The sequence below is a fragment of the Roseicyclus sp. genome (assembly GCF_965662675.1).
Classification (GTDB): domain Bacteria; phylum Pseudomonadota; class Alphaproteobacteria; order Rhodobacterales; family Rhodobacteraceae; genus Roseicyclus.
Genome location: NZ_CBFIIK010000055.1, coordinates 1 through 16488 on the forward strand (window position 1 = coordinate 1; position 16488 = coordinate 16488).

A 16488-nucleotide genomic window follows, 5' to 3' on the forward strand; every position below is an offset into this window, starting at 1 on the left:
AGCGGCGGCGACGCCCGTCTCAAACCGTCGCGCGACGATGGAGGCGATTTCGAGATCGGCCATGTACGAGGACAAGATCATAAAAGGGGCCATGGATGCCGAGACGCCCGGAAAAGCCATCGAGCTGGGCCTTGGCCGCATCGACGCGGGCCTGCCAATCGCCGGTCAGAACGCCTGGCAAGAGAAAATCCTGAATCTCGAGGTCACGTTGCCCCGCGATCAGCCAGTCGCGGAAGCGAGCGAGATCCGTGACCATCAAGGCCGCGCCGATTTGGATGGGTTGCATCAAAACACCTGTTTTCCTTGACGCCAGACGGCTTGCACGACCGGCTGGCCTGCGATCACGCGAACGGCGACAAGATCGGCGCGCAAACCTTGCGCGATCCGGCCGCGATCACCAAGGCCCGTCATGCGTGCGGGCGCATCGCTGACAAGCGCGATGGCGGCGGGCAGATCATGCGGTGTGGCGGGATCTGCGGCGAGCCGAAAGGCCGCATCCAGAAGCGAGCGCGGCACGTAGTCGGAGGCCAGCGCATCGACGAGACCGTGGGCCAGCAATTCGGCCACCGCGATATTGCCCGATTGGGACCCGCCGCGCAGGTAATTCGGCGCGCCCATCACGATGGACATGCCCTTTTCGCGGGCGCGTTGTGCGGCTGCCAACGTCGTCGGGAACTCCGAGATCGCCATCCCGTCGGCCGCGGCCTGATCGGCGTGGTCCGTGCTGCGGTCATCATGGCTCATCAGGGGCAGCGAGGCCGCGCGGCTTTTGGCCACGACATGGGCGCGTACCGTTTCACCCATGTTGCGCGAGCGATCCAGCAGATCATCCATCATGAGCTGGCCGGTGGATGCGTCCACCTCCATTTCGTGGATCATATGGTCGAACCATTTCGCCACATCGGGGCTTTGGCGGTCGCCCGGCGTGTGATCCATGACAGAAACAAGTCGGGTCAGCGGATGGGCGATGGTCGCATCAAGCAGCGCCATTGTTTCGGGATCGGAAATCTCGCAGCGCAGATGCAGCAGGTGATCTGCGCGCAAAACACCTGCGGTTTGGCCCTCAGACAAGGCGGCGACCAGCGGTTCGAGGATTTCGCGCCGTTCAGGCCGTTTCATGGAGGCACCGACCGAAAGGCTGTCGAACACGGTCGTGGTACCGCCCGAGATCACCACCGCATCATGGGCCATGAGGGCTGCCAAGAGCGGCCAGATCACACCAATCCGCGGGTGGGTGTGACGCTCGACATGATCAGTGTGCAGATCGACGATACCGGGGATCAAGAAAGCACCACCGAGACTAGTGCCCTCGCGCACCGAACCTATGCCCGCGATCACGCCATCCTCGATGCGCAGCGCGCCCTCGACGATACCGCGCGGGGTAACAATGCACGCATCGCTGAGCGTAAGGGTCGGGGCAGGGTTGGTGTCGAGCATCGCGCACTCCTTTGGCTGCCGCCCTCTGGAGAGTGTGCAGGTAACAGTAAAATCTCGCGCAGATGATTGTTTTGTGACAGCGCACAGGGGGGTGTCTCTCGCGGTATGGGGCGCGACGGCTGAGGCGCTTGCGGCCTATTGGTTCGTGATGCCGGCAATGGCCTTGCGGCGGTCGTATCTGCGCTTTGTCATGAATTCTTCATCCCGGCGACATGGCGGTCTTACAAAACTGCAACAACGCTTGACCGCGCGGGGTGCTGTGGTCGCGGGCCGCAGATCCACGATTTCCGGCGTGGCGGTTAAAGGGCAAAATCCATGTTGAAGATCGAGAAACTGGGCCGTCGCTTTGGTCAAGACATGGTCGTGAACGCCGCCTGCGTCGATATTCCAGACGGCCAAATGCTGGGCGTGATCGGTCCGAGCGGCGCGGGCAAGTCCACGCTGTTGCGCATGATTTGTCGTTTGGTCGACCCAACCGAAGGACGCATCTTGCGCGCCGATGTTGATATTGCCCAGCTTACGGGCCGCGACCTCCGGGAATGGCGGTCTGATTGTGCGATGATGGCGGCGCAGTTCAATCTGGTCGGTCAGGTGAGCGCGATGACCAATGTGCTGTCGGGCCTCTTGGTGGGCATGCCGCATTGGCGCACCAAGGCACGCATCTTTACCCCGCGCGAGCGTGCCCAAGCCATGCAGGCTTTGGCGCGCGTAGGCATGGCACACGCCGCGCAGCAGCGGGTCGAGGTCTTGTCGCAATCAGGGCAAAAGCGTGTCGCCATCGCACGGGCATTGGCGCAGCAGCCCAAATTCCTTTTGGCAGACGATCCGGTCGCCCAGCTTGAACCGCAACAAGCCGCCGATGTGATGGCCGTGTTGCGCGCGATCAACCGCCAAGATGGTGTGAGCGTGATCTGCGCGCTGGGCGATCCTCAGATTGCGATGACAAGCTGTGACCGCATCATCGGCATACGCGCAGGTCGGATTGTCTTCGACGGTGCGCCCGACGCTCTTGGGCGCGCGCAGCTTCATGACATTTACGGCGTCGCTGGCGATGCGTTTATGGATGCGCCGCTTGCAATGGATATGGTCAGGGCCGCCTAACCGCGCAGAGCGTCGTTCGGCTCTTGTGGCTTGCGCGCCCGGCTCGTTTTGATCGGGTGGTTCTTTTGGCCCGTCACAAAACATTAATCTATCTGTCACTTCTGCGTCACCTGTGGCTGCAAGAAGCCCCCTAACAACGGCTGGGGGTCGCATGCTGCAAGTTGAAAACGTGACACGGCTGTTCGGCCAGAAACGCGCGGTCGATCGCCTGTCGTTCAAGGTCGAGGGGCCGCAGTTTGTGGGCATCATCGGCCGCTCTGGTGCGGGGAAATCCACCTTTCTGCGCATGATGAACCGCCTGACCGACGCGACCGAGGGTCGTATCTTGGTCGATGGCCGCGATATCCTTGCCCTCAAGGGCGCCGAGGCGCGTGGCTGGCAAAGCCAATGCGCGATGATTTTCCAACAGTTCAATCTGGTGCCGCGAATGGATGTGGCCGCGAATGTGCTGCACGGGATCTTGAACCGCCGCTCGACCCTTCAGACGATCTTCAATCTGTGGAGCCGCGAGGACATTCTGCGCGCGCTCGATATCCTCGACCGGCTGGGTATCGCCGAACAGGCTCCCAAGCGGGCCGAGGCGCTGTCGGGCGGCCAGCAACAGCGCGTGGCGATTGCCCGCGCCCTGATGCAAGACCCCCAGATCATCTTGGCCGATGAACCCATCGCCAGCCTCGACCCGATGAACGCGCAGATCGTGATGGACACGCTCAAGCGTATCAATGTCGAGGATGGCCGCATGGTCATCGCCAACCTCCACACGCTCGACACGGCGCGCCAGTACTGCGACCGCGTGATCGGCATGCGCGACGGGCGCATGGTTTTCGATGGCACGCCTGCGCAGCTGACAACCGATGTGGCGCGCGAGATTTATGGCGCGGATGACAGCTTCAACGAGGCGGCCACCTCGACCGCCATCAGCCGGCCCCAAGACAGCGCGGCCATTGTTGCGCTTCGCGAGGCGGCCAACCTCGCCTGACCCTGAGTTCCGACCGCGCCCCGGATTGGGGCAAAACCCAATGGAGAGATCCGATGAAGAAACTTGTCACCCTGCTTGCCCTGACCACAGCCATCGCAACCCCTGCTGCGGCTCAAGAGATTACCCAATTCAATATCGGCCTTTTGGGCGGTGAGAACGCACAAGACCGTCTGGCATCAAACGAATGCTTCCGCGCCTATGCCGAGGAGGCGCTGGGCGTGCCCGTGCGCCTGTTCACCCCCGCCGACTATAACGGCGTGATCCAAGGCATGCTGGGCGGCACCATCGACCTGGCGTGGTTGGGTGCATCCTCCTATGCCGCGATCCATATCGCTGACCCCGACGCCGCCTCGCCGGTGCTGGTCAAGACCAACCTCGACGGCAGCTTCAACTACCACTCGATCGGGTTTGCCCGTGCCGACAGCGGCATCACCTCGCTTGGCGACATGCAGGGCAAGACCTTTGCCTTCGCCGATGTGAACTCCACCTCGGGCTACCTCGTGCCGCTGGTCGAGCTGCCTGCCGAAGGTTACCCGATGACCGAGGGCGAGTTCTTCGGCCGCGTCGTCTTCTCGGGCGGTCACGAGCAGTCGATCATCGGCGTGGCCAATGGCGATTTCGACGCCGCCGTGGCTTGGGCCGATGGTCAGGGCGACTGGGCCGACGGCTACAATTCGGGCGCATTCCGTCGCGCATCTGATAGCGGCATCGTCGACATGAACGATCTTGTCGAGATCTGGCGCTCCAAGCCGATCCCGGAAGGCCCGATCACCCTGCGCAACGCGCTGCCGCAGGATGTCAAGGACACCATCACCGAGCTTTTGGCCAATCTGCACGAAGCTGACCCCGAATGCGCCTATGGCGTGGCGGCCGGCGAAACCGCAGGCTTCTACCCCATCAGCCACGAAGCCTATGAGACGATCATCGCCGTGCGCCGTTCGCAGATGAACTGATCGGGCGCGATCAATCAGCCGGGTGCCGCAAAAGGTGGCACCCGGCGTTTTTCCAAAGGACGCCCCATGGCCACTGTCATGCCCGCCACCGCGCGCATCAGCGATATCCGAGACGATTATCTGGCACTGACGCGACGCAAGCGCATGTATGGCGGGCTTTTGTTGCTGGCCTTTGTCGTGACCTTCGCCGCCGGTTTCCAGATCGCCGAAGACCGCAACGCCGGAACCTTCGCCGAAGGCATCTCGCGGATTTTCGATTTCCCGCATGACCTGATCAGCGAGGCATGGCGCAATGCCGCCAATATGCCCGGCCATGCGGCCAACGCTTTTCCCGCCCTGATCGAGACGGTGAATATCGCCATGGTCTCGACCATTCTGGGCTGTCTTTTGGGCACTGCGCTGGCCTTGGCGGGGACGCGTGGGCTGGCCTATTGGCCGCGCCTGATCCCCCTGGCGCGCCGCACATCGGATGTGTTCCGCGCGGTGCCCGAGATCGTCATCGCGCTGGTCTTGATCTTCATCATGGGCGGCGGCCCGGTGCCTGCCGTGATCGCCATCGCCATCCACACCGCGGGCGCACAGGGCAAACTGTTTTCCGAGGTCAACGAAAACGTCGATCTCAAGCCGCTGGATGGTCTGGCCTCGGTCGGTGCCACATGGTGGCAGCGCACTTGGCTGGGCGTGTTCCCACAAGTGCTGCCCAATTATCTCAGCTATTCGCTGTTGCGGCTCGAGGTGAATATCCGCGCCTCGGCCATCCTTGGCTTCGTGGGGGCGGGCGGCATCGGCTACGAGCTGCGCAATGCCATGACCTTCGGTCAGGGCAAATTCGACCAAGCCGCCGCCATTTTCCTGATGCTGTTCGCCACCATCGTGGTGGTCGATCAAATCTCCAGCTGGATGCGCAACAGCCTGACACAAGGGAGGGCCGCGTAATGGCCGCGCTCGACCACGCCAGCCCTGCCGATCTGCGCGAGGCCACGATCCGTGGCTTTGCCCGCAAGCGCGCCATCGCGCTCGCCGTTCCGGCGGTGCTGTTCGTCTATCTGAGCTATATCTTCGTGGCTTTCGACGTGCCGGGCCTTGCCCAACGGGCCAGCATGGACAATGCGGTGATCTTGCTGTCGGACGCGGTCAGCCACAAGGTTCATGTCACCCAAGACAACCGCCGCTTTGAAACCAATGTCTCGGTGGAGGGCAGTCGGCGCGCGATCTACAGCGATGCGCAGGTACCCGACTGGGTCGAGATCGGGGATGAGCGCGTTGTCGTGGATCTGACCGGCGGCCACCTCGTGACCTATGAGGGGCCGGTCATCACCTATGATCTGCCCGGCTATGGCCCGATCCGCGTGACCGTGGGCGAGACATTGACCCTCGAACTGCCACAGGCGGGGGCGGTGCCGGAATTCATCAACGCCTCGGACAGCCGCGTGGCGGTCACCACGCCCGAGGGGCGGCTGACGGTGACGCGCTCTCGCGCCGACACCTTCCGCTATTTCCTTGGCTGGGAACTGTTTTTCTTCGATCTGCAAAGCCAGTATAGCGGCATGGCGCCCGGCGCGGTGATGGCGGCGGTTGTTGGCGGCGAACGGCTCTATCCCGATCTGCCCAACTGGCAATCGGTCGTGCGCGATATTTGGTACAATTCGGTTTGGCGGCATGGCGATGTGGTTTGGGCCATTGGCGAGACTGCGCTGATGGCCTTCCTCGGCACCTTCGGGGCGGCGGCGATCGCGCTGCCGCTGGCCTTTTTCGCGGCGCAGAACTTTGCCCCGTCACAAGCGATCCGCTTCGCCGTGCGCCGTGTGTTCGACTTCGTGCGCGGGGTGGATGCGCTGATCTTCACCATCATCCTCAGCCGGGCCTTCGGGCCGGGGCCGATGACGGGGGCCTTGGCGATCTTGATCACGGACACGGGCGGCTTTGGAAAACTCTTCTCCGAAGCGCTCGAGAATACCGACAAGAAGCAGGTCGAAGGCGTGCAATCGACCGGGGCCAATGCCGTGCAGCGCTACCGCTTCGGCGTGATCCCGCAGGTGATGCCGGTGCTTCTGAGCCAAGTCCTCTATTTCCTCGAGTCCAACACCCGCTCGGCCACGATCATCGGGGCCATCGTCGGCGGCGGGATCGGCTTGATGCTGACGCAAGCGATCCAGACCACGCAGGATTGGGAAAAAGTCACCTATTACATGATCTTGATCGTGCTGTTGGTCATCGCGATGGATGCGTTGTCGGGGTGGCTCAGGCGCAAGCTGATCAAGGGCGAATGACCCGATCATGTCGCAGCTGAAAGTTCTGTGATGCCGAAACTCTCTGCAACGGCCCCTGTCGTCCATCCCGGGGCCGAGATCGTCAATGCCACCTTCGGCGCCTATTGCGAGGTGGGGCAGGGGGCGCGCATCGTCAATTCAAGCTTCGGTGACTATGCCTATTGCGACCGGCTGGCCGATATCGCCAATACCAGCGTCGGCAAATTCGCCAATATCGCCGCGATGACGCGGATCGGACCGACGGATCACCCTTGGACGCAGCCCGCGCAGCATCACTTTCTCTACCGGTCCAGCACTTACTGGGATGATGCCGAAGACGATGCCGCCTTTTTCGCCCATCGCGCCAGCCGCCGCACCTGCCTTGGCGCGGATTGCTGGATCGGCCATGGCGCGATCATCAAACCCGAGGTGACGGTGGGCATCGGCGCGATCGTCGCGGCGGGTGCGGTGGTGACAAAGGATGTCGCCCCCTTCATGATCGTGGCCGGCGTGCCCGCAACCCCGATCCGCGCGCGCTTCACCCCGGCCCAACAAGAGGCGCTCTTGGCGATCGCGTGGTGGGAGTGGGATCATGCCCGCCTGCGCCGCGGCCTTGACGATTTTCGCACCCTGCCGATTGCGGAATTCATCGCGAAATACCGCCCCACGCCCTGAGTTCACGGGCTATTCCGTGGGGCTTGCTCCCGGCCGCGCGCCCAGATGCGCCAGAACCGCGCGCGCATCGGCGGCGGTGCCTGTTGCCACCATCACCTCGGCCAGGGCGCGGCGGGTAGCGGGATGATCGGGCATGGCCTCGATCGCGGCGATCAGAATGGCGCGCGCGGCCACCAGATCGCCTTGCGCCTGTGCGATGCGCGCGCGGATCAGCGCGGCCTCCTCCGGCGGGGCTGTGGCATCGCCATCGGCCAAGGCAAGGCGCGCAAGCTGCACATACCCCATCTCAAGCGCGGCCTCGACCAACGGGCCAAGGCCGCTTGCCTGACCGATATGCGGGGCAAACCGATCCGCAGCCGCACGCGCATGCGCCAGCGCGCCGCGCGCCAGATGGGCGCGCATCGCGATCTGCAGCATCTCGGGGGTTTGCGCCGCGCAATGTGGCCCGGCCTGACCATCGGCGCGCATGCCTTGTTCATCGAATGCCGATTGCCGCGCCATACTCGCACCCGTACCCCAAGCTGATGCAGGCCCGCCCATGCCGATACGCACGGCCATCGGACCGGGCGATTCTCGCGCCATGCTGGCAAACCCCTCTGCCATGAAGAGTTGCGGGCAATGGTTAACACTTGGTTAATTCAACATCGTCCAAGACCAAGCCGATCTTGCATCTTGGCGCGGCGCAAGCCTCCCGGCGTTCAGCGGTTCTGACCGTGATATGCGGCATTGGGCATCATGTCGGATGCAATGGCGAAACGGTTGGACATGTTGAAAAACCCGATCACATCGGCCAGATCGAAAATCTCGCCCTCGCTCAAGCCAGCAGCGATCAGCGCCGCGCGATGGGGTGCGTCTACCTCCCAAGGTGCCGTGGTCAGCGCCCAGGCGAAATCCAGCATGGCGCGCTGGCGCGGTGATAGCGGTGCGACGCGGTAATTCATCACCAGCATCTCGCCCAGCTGCGGGTCGCCCGAGAGCGCGCGCACTGCCTGACCATGGGCGACGAGACAATAAAAACAGCGGTTAGCCGAAGAGACCACAACCGCCACCATCTCGCGCTCGAGCTTGCTCAACCCCGAAGGGGCAAGCATCAAGGTGTTGTAATACTGGATGAAATTCCGCAGCTTTTCAGGGTGGCGCGCATAGGTGCGCAGCACATTGGGCACCATCCCAAGCTTTTCTTCGCAGACCGCGAAATAGCGGCGCATATCCTCGTCCAGATCGGCGGGATCGGGCAGATCGTAGATCGACACATGATCGGGTTGGGGCATCTTGTCCTCCTCTTGTAAAGGTCAGACTGGCCCCGCAACCAAGGCCGCGCAACCCCGCGCCGTGCCTTTCGCTTCTTCGTTTCATAAATATCCTCGGGGGAGCGCGAGGGGGCCGACAGCCCCCTCGCCCCTGTCGTTCGCGGTGGCGGCGCGGGTGGGGCAGTCAACCCCGTCACCGCGCCTGCTCGGTTCCCGCTCTTGGGCCGCCAGAGTGATCCGACACGGGGCATCATGCGTAATTCTTTTGCACTGCGGGATTGGGAAGACGGTCAGGTTGACCTATGTTGCGCAGGCGTGACCGGCTGGAAGGGGAACGACCGTCATGAATATCCATGTCACCAAGATATCCGATGTGCCAAGCCGCGCTGAGGCCGAGACTGCATTCGCGCGTCTAAAGGCTTGGGCGGAAACCGCCAGTGCCGAAGAGATCGCGGCGCTCGACCCCTCGCTGGCGCGCATGCTCGGTGGTGGCTATCCCGAATTCCTGCGCCGCTACCCCGCGGATTTCCATGTCGATGCCAACTACAAGGCCAGTCTGCCCGATCTGCAAAACGGCCCGTCCTCGCTGATCAAGGGGGCCAACCGGCAGATTCAGCATGTCGGCATCTCGAATTTCCGGCTGCCGATCCATTACCACAGCCGCGACAATGGCGATCTGACGCTGGAAACCAGCGTGACCGGCACCGTCAGCCTCGAGGCTGACAAGAAGGGCATCAACATGAGCCGCATCATGCGGTCCTTCTACGCCCATGCCGAAAAGACCTTTTCTTTCGAGGTGATCGAGGCGGCGCTCGACGATTACAAATCCGATCTCGAAAGCTTCGATGCCCGTATCCAGATGCGCCTGTCCTTTCCGGCCAAGGTGAAAAGCCTGCGCTCGGGCCTGTCGGGCTATCAATACTATGATATCGCGCTGGAATTGGTCGAGCGTGGCGGGCTGCGCCAAAAGCTCGTCCATCTCGATTATGTCTATTCCTCGACCTGCCCATGCTCGCTGGAGCTGTCCGAGCATGCGCGCGCCACCCGCAACCAGTTGGCCACGCCGCATTCGCAACGCTCGGTCGCGCGGATTTCCGTCGCGCTATCGGAGGCGGCTGGCTGCTTGTGGTTCGAGGATCTGATCGAAATGGCGCGTGCCGCCGTGCCGACCGAAACACAGGTGATGGTCAAGCGCGAGGATGAACAGGCCTTTGCTGAACTCAACGCCGCCAACCCGATTTTCGTCGAGGATGCGGCGCGGCTTTTTGCCCAACAGCTGCATGCAGATCCCCGCGTGGGCGATTTCCGTGTGGTGGCCAGCCATCAAGAAAGCCTGCACAGCCATGATGCGGTCAGCGTCTTGACCGAGGGCGAGACCTTCGCGGCGGCCAGCCTCGACCCGCATCTTTTCGCAAGCCTCATCCACCGCGGCTAAGCGCCTTTGCTTGACAGCGGCGCGCGCTGCGTCCAACGCTCCGCGCATGCTGGATCTCAGACCCGTGGGCTATATTCTGGGCCTCCTGACCATCGTGTTGGGATTGGCGATGCTGTTTCCCATGATCCTCGACCTGGTCGATGCCGATCCGAACTGGCAATCCTTCGCCGTGTCGGGGGCGCTTTGCATCGCCTTGGGCGCCAGCGTGTCGCTGGCCACGGCCAATTTCGATTTCGCGCAGATGACCGTGCGGCAGGCCTTCTTGCTGACAACCTCCACATGGGTCGTCCTGCCGTTGTTCGGGGCGGTCCCCTTTGTTCTGGGCGCCCCTGATGCCGCGTTGACGGATGCCTATTTCGAGGCCGTCTCGGGCGTGACTACCACAGGTTCGACCGTCTTTTCCGGCCTCGACGATCTACCGCGTGGGGTGAACCTGTGGCGTGGCATCTTGCAATGGCTGGGGGGCCTCGGGATCGTGATCGTGGCGCTGATCTTTCTACCCGTCATGCGGGTGGGCGGGATGCAGTTCTTCCGCGCCGAGGGCTTCGACACGCTGGGCAAGGTCTTGCCGCGCGCCATCGATATCTCGCGCGGGCTGGTGATCGCCTATGTCGTGCTGACGCTGGCATGCGCGGCGGTCTATGCGCTTTTGGGTATGGATGGGTTCGCGGCCGTGGTGCATGCCTTGACCACGGTATCGACGGGCGGGTTTTCCACGACGGATCAGAGCTTTGCCGCATTCGCGGGGCCGGCTGAATATGCGGCGGTGGTATTCATGATCTTGGCCGCGGTGCCCTTTGTGCGCTTCATCCAGCTTGCAAATGGTGATCTCTGGGCGCTGTTGCGCGATGTGCAGGTGCGCGCGTTCCTGCGTTGGATGGCCTATGGTGCGGCGGCGATCATCTTGTGGCAGATGCTGGTCTTGGACGCGCCCTTTGGGCCGACGCTGCGCGAGACGCTGTTCAACCTCGTCTCGCATACCACAGGGACGGGATATACCAGCACGGATGTCATGGCTTGGGGCGGGTTCTGCTTCGCCATCTTGTTCATCTTCGGGCTGCTCGGGGGCTGTACCGCCTCGACCGGCTGTTCGGTCAAGGTGTTTCGCTATCTGGTGTTGAAAGAGGCGCTATTGGCCGAGTTCCGTCGCCTTTTGCGCCCCTCGATCGTGACCGCCCCGCGGCTTGATGGCCGACCGATCGAGCGCGATGTGATCGATTCCGTCATGGCCTTCACGGTGATGTTCTTCCTGACCTTGGGGGTGACGGCGGTGCTGTTGTCGCTGACGGGCTTGTCGACGGGCACCGCGATCACTGCTGCGTGGACATCGGTTGCCAATATCGGCCCCGCCTATGGGCCGGAGGTCGCGGCCTCGGGTTCGATGGAGGCGTTTCCGGTTGCCGCCAAATGGATCATGATCGTGGCCATGACCCTGGGTCGGTTGGAATTGCTGGCGGTCTTCGTCCTGTTCAGCGTGCGATTCTGGCGGGATTGATCGCTCACCCATTTGCCGCGATGGCGCGGCCGCTCAGGTTTTTGCCGCGATGGCGCGGCCTGCGGCCACGGCCGATGACCAAGCCCATTGGAAATTATAGCCCCCCAGCCAGCCCGTCACATCGAGCGCTTCGCCAATGGCGTAAAGCCCCGGCAAGTGCTGCGACGCCATTGTTCTGGAGCTGAACGCATCGGTGGCGATGCCGCCCAGCGTGACCTCGGCGGTGCGATACCCCTCGGACGAGGTGGGCGTCAAAAGCCACCGCTCAAGCCGATCGGCCAGCGCGCGCAGGGCGATGTCGGGCTGATCGGCCATATTGCCCGCGATCGCCCAATCGGTGACGAGGTGTTGGGCCAGTTTCTTGGGCAAGATCTCGGCCAAGATGGTGGCCACGGATTTCGCCCCCGCCTCCACCCGGCGCTGGCGCAGCTGCGCGAAGATATCGACTTCGGGACAAAGCCGGACCGCGAGCCTGTCGCCCTCGCGCCAGTAGGAGGAGATCTGCAGCACCGCAGGCCCCGACAGACCGCGATGGGTAAAGAGCATCGCCTCGTCGAAGCGCGCGTCGTTGCAGCTGATGCGCGCTTCAACGGCGGTGCCTGCAAGCCCCGCGAAGACGGTCTTTTGCGCCTCGTCGAAGGTCAAAGGGACCAGCGCGGGCCGGGTTTCGGTAATGCGATGACCGAATTGCGCAGCAATCTGATAGGCCAGCCCCGTGGCCCCCATCTTGGGGATGGATTTGCCGCCAGTGGCCAAGACGAGGTTTCGCGCCCGAACCGTGACGGCGTGGCCCGCGCGGGTCAGGCGGACGACGAACCCCGCCCCGTCATGGGCCACATCGTCCACCGATGTTTCCAGCCAGAGCGCGGCCGCCGCCATTTCGGCGCGCAGCATGGCGATGATCTCCTTGGCGGAGTGGTCGCAAAAGAGCTGGCCCAGTGTTTTCTCATGCCAAGCAATGCCGTGGCGGGCCACGAGGTCGAGGAAATCCCATTGCGTGTAGCGCGCCAGCGCCGATTTGCAGAAATGCGGGTTTTCAGACAGGAAATTCTCGGGCGCGGTGTAAAGATTGGTGAAATTGCACCGCCCCCCGCCCGAGATGCGGATCTTTTCGCCCGGTGATGTGGCGTGGTCGATCACCAGCACATCGTCCCCTGCATGGGCCGCGCACATCATGCCGGCGGCACCTGCGCCGAGGATGAGGGTGGTGACGGTCTGCGCGGTCATGCGGTCGGGTCCGTGACGCGCCGCTTTTGCAGCGCTGGCTTTGGGATGCGCCGCTTGCGCGGCCCTGGCTTGTGGGCGCGCCGCTTGCGCGGCGCGGGGTGGTGACGATTTTCGGCCCGCAAGGGCGATGCCCGTGCCGGTTGCGCCTTTCGCAGCCTCCGGCGGGGATATTTATGAAACGAAGAAGCACAAGAAACCGGGTTTGGGCCCATCAATCGGGGAAGTTTCGGCTTTCCTTGATCTGGTCCCAAGCCCAGACGACTTCTTGCAAGCGTTCCTCGTCGGAGCGGTCGCCGCCGTTCATGTCGGGGTGCAGCACCTTGATCAGCGCCTTGTAGCTTTTGCGGATCTCGGTCTTGGTCCAGTGATCCTTGGCATCGAGGATCTCGATCGCCTTGCGCTCGGTGGGAGGCAATTTGCGCCCGCCGCCACCCGAGCGCCCCGGGTTGCGGGTGGCGTTGCCGCCCAGCACCTGATGGGCGTCATCGACGCCGAGGCGTGCCCATGCACGTTCTTCCACGCTGCGCTTGAAGGGTTTGGTGGGCCGGTCCCAGACGCGGTCGCGATCGAGCTGGGCTTCCATCTCGGCCTCGGTGGTGCCTTCGAAAAAATTCCATTTCAGATTGTATTCGCGCACATGTTCGCGGCAGAACCACTTGTAATCCTCGAGGTTATCGGGGCTTTTGGGCGCGCGATACTGGCCTGCTTCTTCACAGCCCTCGGCCTCGCAGACGCGCTGCGAGGTTTCGAAGGCACCCGACATGCCACGCCGACCGGAGCGGCGTTTCTTTTTGTCGGTTGACACGCGCAGGTCGAAATTGAACGGGTCTTTGGCGGGCATTGGGCTTCCCTTATCGACTCGGAGGGACAAGTCTAGTGTTTCGGGCGGCAAGTTGAAGGGGCTGGAGGCATAAATCGTGACACGAAGCGAGAAAATCAAAAACAAGCTGGAGGCGGCGTTCCAGCCGCATGTGCTGGAGGTGGTCGACGAGAGCGAGGCGCATCGTGGTCATGCGGGGTATCAAGAGGGTGGCGAAAGCCATTTTCGTGTCGTCATCGCCAGCGCGCATTTCGCCGAGATGGGGCGGATCGCGCGTCACCGGGCGGTTCACGCAGCGATCGGTCCGGCATTGATGGCCGAGATTCACGCGCTGGCGTTGAAAATCGACGCCTGAAAGCGGTCAATTGCGCGGGTCGCTGCCATCCTCGCGGTCCAAGAAAAGATTGGCGAGGCTGGGCTGACCCTCAGGGCGTGCCGTGATCTGGGCGGGTGCGGGCTGTTGGCTGGTGGTATCGGGCAAGGCGCGGCGGAAGACAAGCAATTGGCGATAGGTGGTTGTGCGCGCGGTCAGGCCAGTGCGGACCTCTTCGGGGAGGGTTTCCGCGCGCTGATACTCCCAGCCTTCTTGGCCGAGCGCGTTGAGGATCTCTTGCAGCGTGGCGGCAAAAAGGTCAGCGCCCTTGAGCCCCTTGTGCTTTGTCGCGCGCTGCGGTGCCGGAACAAGCTTGTACTCGTAACGTTGCATGTGGCCTCCCTTGGGATCGGCGGGCATTTAGCCGCTTGGGGCCGTGACACGCAAGGGGCGCGCTTGCACCTTGGTGCGAATGGCCTACCCTTCCCGCCATGGTTTTGGAATTCAAGCAAGCGGGTATCTACTGCCCGGCGGCGGATGTCTATATCGATCCGTGGCGCCCGGTGGCGCGCGCGCTGATCACGCATGGGCATTCCGATCATGCGCGTGCGGGACATGGGCAGTATCTGGCGACACAAAGCGCGGCACCGGTGCTGCGCCATAGGCTGGGTGAGATCGCCCTGCAAACCGTGCGCTATGGCGAGGGGCTGCGCATCGGGGATGCCGAGATCAGCTTTCACCCCGCCGGTCATGTGCCGGGCTCGGCGCAGATCCGCGTCGCAGTGGGCGGCGAGGTCTGGGTGGTGTCGGGCGATTACAAGACCGTCGATGACGGGCTGAGCGAGGCTTTCGTGCCGGTGCCCTGCCATGCCTTCATCTCGGAATGCACCTTTGGCCTGCCGATCTATGATTGGCCTGACCAAGCGAGCCTCGCCGCCGAGATCAATGGCTGGTGGGCCGCAACCCGCGCCAAGGGTGAGACCGCCGTGATCGCCGCCTATGCGCTGGGCAAGGCGCAGCGGGTCTTGCGCATGCTCGACCCCGCGATCGGGCCGATCCTGACCCATGGGGCGATCACCGCCACGAACGATGTGCTGCGCGCGCAGGGCATCGCGCTACCCGAGACGGTGGCGGTGGTGCCGGGGCTTGATCTGAAACCCTATCGGGGCGCGATGGTGCTGGCACCGCCTGCGGCGCTTGGCTCGGCGTGGCTGCGCCGCTTCGGGCCGGTCTCGACGGGCATCGCCTCGGGGTGGATGCAGCTGCGCGGTGTGCGGCGCAGGCGGGGGGCGGATCGGGGTTTCGTGATCTCCGATCATGCCGATTGGAAGGGGTTGAATGCGGCGATCGCCGCGACGGGGGCCGAGCGGGTCTTTGTCACCCATGGTTACACCACGCCCTTCGCCCGCTGGCTGGAGGGGCAGGGCTATCAGGCGGGGATCGTGCAGACCGCCTTTGACGGCGAAAGCCTTGAGGGCGACGGGGCGGAGGCCGCGGCATGAGCGAATTGACTTGGGCCGACCGCTTTTGGCGCGCCTTGGCCACCGGGGTGGATCGGCCGGTGCTGGCCCTTGTCGCCGCACAGCCCGTGTTGCGGGTGCTGTTTGGGCTGTCGGCGCGGCTGGGCAGCAAGGTGCCGCGCGATGTGGCGATGACATGGGACAGCGACGGCGCGCTGTGGCTGCGGCCCGAGGGGGTGGCCGCCGGTGCGCCGATCATCATGTATATCCATGGCGGCGGCTTCACCATCGGCAGCCCGCGCACCCATGCGGCCCTTGCCGCGCATCTGGCGCGCGCGGCGGGGATGGTGGCGGTCTTGCCGCGCTACTGCTTGGCACCCGAATACCCTTGCCCCGCCGCGCGCGCCGATGTGATCGCCGCCCATGCGCGGCTGGTGGCGGCGGGAACCGCGCCCGCGGCACTGGCCGGTGACAGCGCGGGGGGCAATCTGGCGCTGCTATTGGCGCAGCATTTGCGCGACACCGGCGGGGTGATGCCGCGCGCCTTGGCGCTGATCGCGCCGGTAGCCGACCTGTCGGGCGATATCGCCGCGCGCTTTGCCGCCGCGCCGAGCGAGTTGCTGATCCCGCCGCAGTGGGCGCGCCGCATCCAGCGCGCCTATCTGGCAGGCTGCGACCCGGTCGATCCGGTGATCTCGCCCTTGTTGGGCGATCTGTCGGGCCTGCCGCCTTGCCTGATCCAAGCGGGCGGGGAAGAGGTCTTGGCCCATGACGCCACCGCACTTGCCGCGCGGATGGATGATGCGCAACTCGAACTGTGGCCGGGTCTGCCCCATGTCTGGCATATCCACGCAGGTCTTGCCCCCGCCGCCGACCGCGCCTTGGCCGGCTTGGGCGCGTTTTTGCGTGAAAAGACCGCGCGATGAAGGATTTCGCGGCCCTTGTCACGGCGCTCGACCAGACCACGCGCACCAGCCGCAAGACCGCGGCCTTGGCCGATTATTTCCGCACCGCCCCCGATGCTGACCGGCTTTGGACCGTGGCGCTATTGTCGGGCCGCCGCCCAAGGCGCAGCATCACCACCACCAAGCTGC

General features: G+C 63.8%; 18 protein-coding genes and 1 pseudogene. 13 read left to right on the plus strand and 6 right to left on the minus strand.

The genetic code is table 11. The annotated features are described in order from the left end of the window. Window positions 1–91: 91 nt before the first annotated feature. Window positions 92–307 carry a hypothetical protein gene (locus tag ACTG4J_RS09480; protein ID WP_439139002.1) on the plus strand — a complete coding sequence of 72 codons (216 nt, stop codon included), beginning with the start codon at window positions 92–94 and terminating at the stop codon, window positions 305–307. Here ACTG4J_RS09480 and ACTG4J_RS09485 read toward each other — a convergent pair. Beyond that, a complete protein-coding gene (locus ACTG4J_RS09485) occupies window positions 286–1437 on the minus strand; it encodes an alpha-D-ribose 1-methylphosphonate 5-triphosphate diphosphatase (protein ID WP_439139003.1) in 1152 nt (383 codons plus the stop codon). The genes ACTG4J_RS09480 and ACTG4J_RS09485 overlap by 22 nt on opposite strands. Window positions 1438–1752: 315 nt before the next feature. On the opposite strand from ACTG4J_RS09485, the gene ACTG4J_RS09490 reads away from it, so the two are divergent. From ACTG4J_RS09490 to ACTG4J_RS09515, 6 genes are all read left to right on the plus strand, one after another. Next, window positions 1753–2538 carry an ATP-binding cassette domain-containing protein gene (locus tag ACTG4J_RS09490; RefSeq protein ID WP_439139005.1) on the plus strand — a complete coding sequence of 262 codons (786 nt, stop codon included), beginning with the start codon at window positions 1753–1755 and terminating at the stop codon, window positions 2536–2538. A 151-nt stretch (window positions 2539–2689) separates the two neighbouring features. After that, window positions 2690–3517 carry a phosphonate ABC transporter ATP-binding protein gene (gene phnC, locus ACTG4J_RS09495; protein WP_439139006.1) on the plus strand — a complete coding sequence of 276 codons (828 nt, stop codon included), beginning with the start codon at window positions 2690–2692 and terminating at the stop codon, window positions 3515–3517. Between the two features lie 53 nt (window positions 3518–3570). Then, on the plus strand, window positions 3571–4470 hold the full coding sequence (gene phnD / locus ACTG4J_RS09500) for a phosphonate ABC transporter substrate-binding protein (RefSeq protein WP_439139008.1): 900 nt from the start codon (window positions 3571–3573) through the stop codon (window positions 4468–4470). A 66-nt stretch (window positions 4471–4536) separates the two neighbouring features. After that, window positions 4537–5406 carry a phosphonate ABC transporter, permease protein PhnE gene (phnE, locus tag ACTG4J_RS09505; RefSeq protein WP_439139010.1) on the plus strand — a complete coding sequence of 290 codons (870 nt, stop codon included), beginning with the start codon at window positions 4537–4539 and terminating at the stop codon, window positions 5404–5406. Continuing rightward, window positions 5406–6740 carry a phosphonate ABC transporter, permease protein PhnE gene (phnE, locus tag ACTG4J_RS09510; protein WP_439139012.1) on the plus strand — a complete coding sequence of 445 codons (1335 nt, stop codon included), beginning with the start codon at window positions 5406–5408 and terminating at the stop codon, window positions 6738–6740. The genes phnE (ACTG4J_RS09505) and phnE (ACTG4J_RS09510) overlap by 1 nt, the downstream gene beginning before the upstream one ends. Before the next feature lie 30 nt (window positions 6741–6770). Then, window positions 6771–7394 carry a chloramphenicol acetyltransferase gene (locus tag ACTG4J_RS09515; RefSeq protein WP_439139014.1) on the plus strand — a complete coding sequence of 208 codons (624 nt, stop codon included), beginning with the start codon at window positions 6771–6773 and terminating at the stop codon, window positions 7392–7394. Window positions 7395–7403: 9 nt separating this feature from the next. On the opposite strand, the gene ACTG4J_RS09520 is transcribed toward ACTG4J_RS09515, so the two are convergent. Together ACTG4J_RS09520 and ACTG4J_RS09525 are read right to left on the minus strand one after the other, a co-directional pair. Further along, the gene (locus tag ACTG4J_RS09520; RefSeq protein WP_439139016.1) at window positions 7404–7976 is read right to left on the minus strand and encodes a tetratricopeptide repeat protein; all 573 of its coding nucleotides are present in this window, start codon (window positions 7974–7976) and stop codon (window positions 7404–7406) included. Between the two features lie 116 nt (window positions 7977–8092). After that, on the minus strand, window positions 8093–8665 hold the full coding sequence (locus tag ACTG4J_RS09525) for a peroxidase-related enzyme (RefSeq protein ID WP_439139017.1): 573 nt from the start codon (window positions 8663–8665) through the stop codon (window positions 8093–8095). Window positions 8666–8987: 322 nt separating this feature from the next. Between ACTG4J_RS09525 and folE2 the strand changes: the two genes are divergently transcribed. Both folE2 and ACTG4J_RS09535 read left to right on the plus strand, forming a co-directional pair. Continuing rightward, window positions 8988–10079: a GTP cyclohydrolase FolE2 gene (gene folE2, locus ACTG4J_RS09530; protein ID WP_439139019.1), complete on the plus strand. Its 1092-nt coding sequence runs from the start codon at window positions 8988–8990 to the stop codon at window positions 10077–10079. Window positions 10080–10125: 46 nt separating this feature from the next. Next, window positions 10126–11574 (plus strand): TrkH family potassium uptake protein, encoded by a 1449-nt coding sequence (locus ACTG4J_RS09535; RefSeq protein ID WP_439139020.1) that lies wholly within the window; start codon window positions 10126–10128, stop codon window positions 11572–11574. Window positions 11575–11607: 33 nt separating this feature from the next. Here the strand turns inward: ACTG4J_RS09535 and ACTG4J_RS09540 are convergent, their stop codons facing one another. After that, window positions 11608–12801 carry an NAD(P)/FAD-dependent oxidoreductase gene (locus ACTG4J_RS09540; RefSeq protein ID WP_439139022.1) on the minus strand — a complete coding sequence of 398 codons (1194 nt, stop codon included), beginning with the start codon at window positions 12799–12801 and terminating at the stop codon, window positions 11608–11610. Between the two features lie 211 nt (window positions 12802–13012). Further along, entirely contained in the window at window positions 13013–13642 is a 630-nt protein-coding gene (locus ACTG4J_RS09545) for a DnaJ domain-containing protein (protein ID WP_439139023.1), read from the minus strand. 76 nt (window positions 13643–13718) lie between these two features. On the opposite strand from ACTG4J_RS09545, the gene ACTG4J_RS09550 reads away from it, so the two are divergent. After that, window positions 13719–13976, plus strand: coding sequence for a BolA family protein (locus tag ACTG4J_RS09550; protein WP_439139024.1), 258 nt, complete (start codon window positions 13719–13721; stop codon window positions 13974–13976). 6 nt (window positions 13977–13982) lie between these two features. Here ACTG4J_RS09550 and ACTG4J_RS09555 read toward each other — a convergent pair whose 3' ends face one another. Further along, window positions 13983–14327 (minus strand): DUF4177 domain-containing protein, encoded by a 345-nt coding sequence (locus tag ACTG4J_RS09555; RefSeq protein WP_439139025.1) that lies wholly within the window; start codon window positions 14325–14327, stop codon window positions 13983–13985. A gap of 98 nt (window positions 14328–14425) precedes the next feature. Here ACTG4J_RS09555 and ACTG4J_RS09560 point away from each other — a divergent pair, with 98 nt between their 5' ends. From ACTG4J_RS09560 to ACTG4J_RS09570, 3 genes and pseudogenes are all read left to right on the plus strand, one after another. Next, the gene (locus ACTG4J_RS09560) at window positions 14426–15436 is read left to right on the plus strand and encodes a ligase-associated DNA damage response exonuclease (RefSeq protein ID WP_439139027.1); all 1011 of its coding nucleotides are present in this window, start codon (window positions 14426–14428) and stop codon (window positions 15434–15436) included. Then, entirely contained in the window at window positions 15433–16320 is an 888-nt protein-coding gene (locus ACTG4J_RS09565; protein ID WP_439139029.1) for an alpha/beta hydrolase fold domain-containing protein, read from the plus strand. Before ACTG4J_RS09560 ends, ACTG4J_RS09565 begins: the two co-directional genes overlap by 4 nt. Next, window positions 16317–16488, plus strand: a pseudogene (locus tag ACTG4J_RS09570) (ATP-dependent DNA ligase); the annotation flags it as partial. The gene ACTG4J_RS09565 and the pseudogene ACTG4J_RS09570, both read left to right, overlap by 4 nt.

Excerpts from the sequence above, each read along its gene's own strand:
- ACTG4J_RS09480 (WP_439139002.1), top strand. The coding sequence starts at position 92 with ATGGATGCCGAGACGCCCGGAAAAGCCATCGAGCTGGGCCTTGGCCGC.
- ACTG4J_RS09485 (WP_439139003.1), bottom strand. The coding sequence starts at position 1,437 with ATGCTCGACACCAACCCTGCCCCGACCCTTACGCTCAGCGATGCGTGC.
- ACTG4J_RS09490 (WP_439139005.1), top strand. The coding sequence starts at position 1,753 with ATGTTGAAGATCGAGAAACTGGGCCGTCGCTTTGGTCAAGACATGGTC.
- phnC (WP_439139006.1), top strand. The coding sequence starts at position 2,690 with ATGCTGCAAGTTGAAAACGTGACACGGCTGTTCGGCCAGAAACGCGCG.
- phnD (WP_439139008.1), top strand. The coding sequence starts at position 3,571 with ATGAAGAAACTTGTCACCCTGCTTGCCCTGACCACAGCCATCGCAACC.
- phnE (WP_439139010.1), top strand. The coding sequence starts at position 4,537 with ATGGCCACTGTCATGCCCGCCACCGCGCGCATCAGCGATATCCGAGAC.
- phnE (WP_439139012.1), top strand. The coding sequence starts at position 5,406 with ATGGCCGCGCTCGACCACGCCAGCCCTGCCGATCTGCGCGAGGCCACG.
- ACTG4J_RS09515 (WP_439139014.1), top strand. The coding sequence starts at position 6,771 with ATGCCGAAACTCTCTGCAACGGCCCCTGTCGTCCATCCCGGGGCCGAG.
- ACTG4J_RS09520 (WP_439139016.1), bottom strand. The coding sequence starts at position 7,976 with ATGGCGCGAGAATCGCCCGGTCCGATGGCCGTGCGTATCGGCATGGGC.
- ACTG4J_RS09525 (WP_439139017.1), bottom strand. The coding sequence starts at position 8,665 with ATGCCCCAACCCGATCATGTGTCGATCTACGATCTGCCCGATCCCGCC.
- folE2 (WP_439139019.1), top strand. The coding sequence starts at position 8,988 with ATGAATATCCATGTCACCAAGATATCCGATGTGCCAAGCCGCGCTGAG.
- ACTG4J_RS09535 (WP_439139020.1), top strand. The coding sequence starts at position 10,126 with ATGCTGGATCTCAGACCCGTGGGCTATATTCTGGGCCTCCTGACCATC.
- ACTG4J_RS09540 (WP_439139022.1), bottom strand. The coding sequence starts at position 12,801 with ATGACCGCGCAGACCGTCACCACCCTCATCCTCGGCGCAGGTGCCGCC.
- ACTG4J_RS09545 (WP_439139023.1), bottom strand. The coding sequence starts at position 13,642 with ATGCCCGCCAAAGACCCGTTCAATTTCGACCTGCGCGTGTCAACCGAC.
- ACTG4J_RS09555 (WP_439139025.1), bottom strand. The coding sequence starts at position 14,327 with ATGCAACGTTACGAGTACAAGCTTGTTCCGGCACCGCAGCGCGCGACA.
- ACTG4J_RS09560 (WP_439139027.1), top strand. The coding sequence starts at position 14,426 with ATGGTTTTGGAATTCAAGCAAGCGGGTATCTACTGCCCGGCGGCGGAT.
- ACTG4J_RS09565 (WP_439139029.1), top strand. The coding sequence starts at position 15,433 with ATGAGCGAATTGACTTGGGCCGACCGCTTTTGGCGCGCCTTGGCCACC.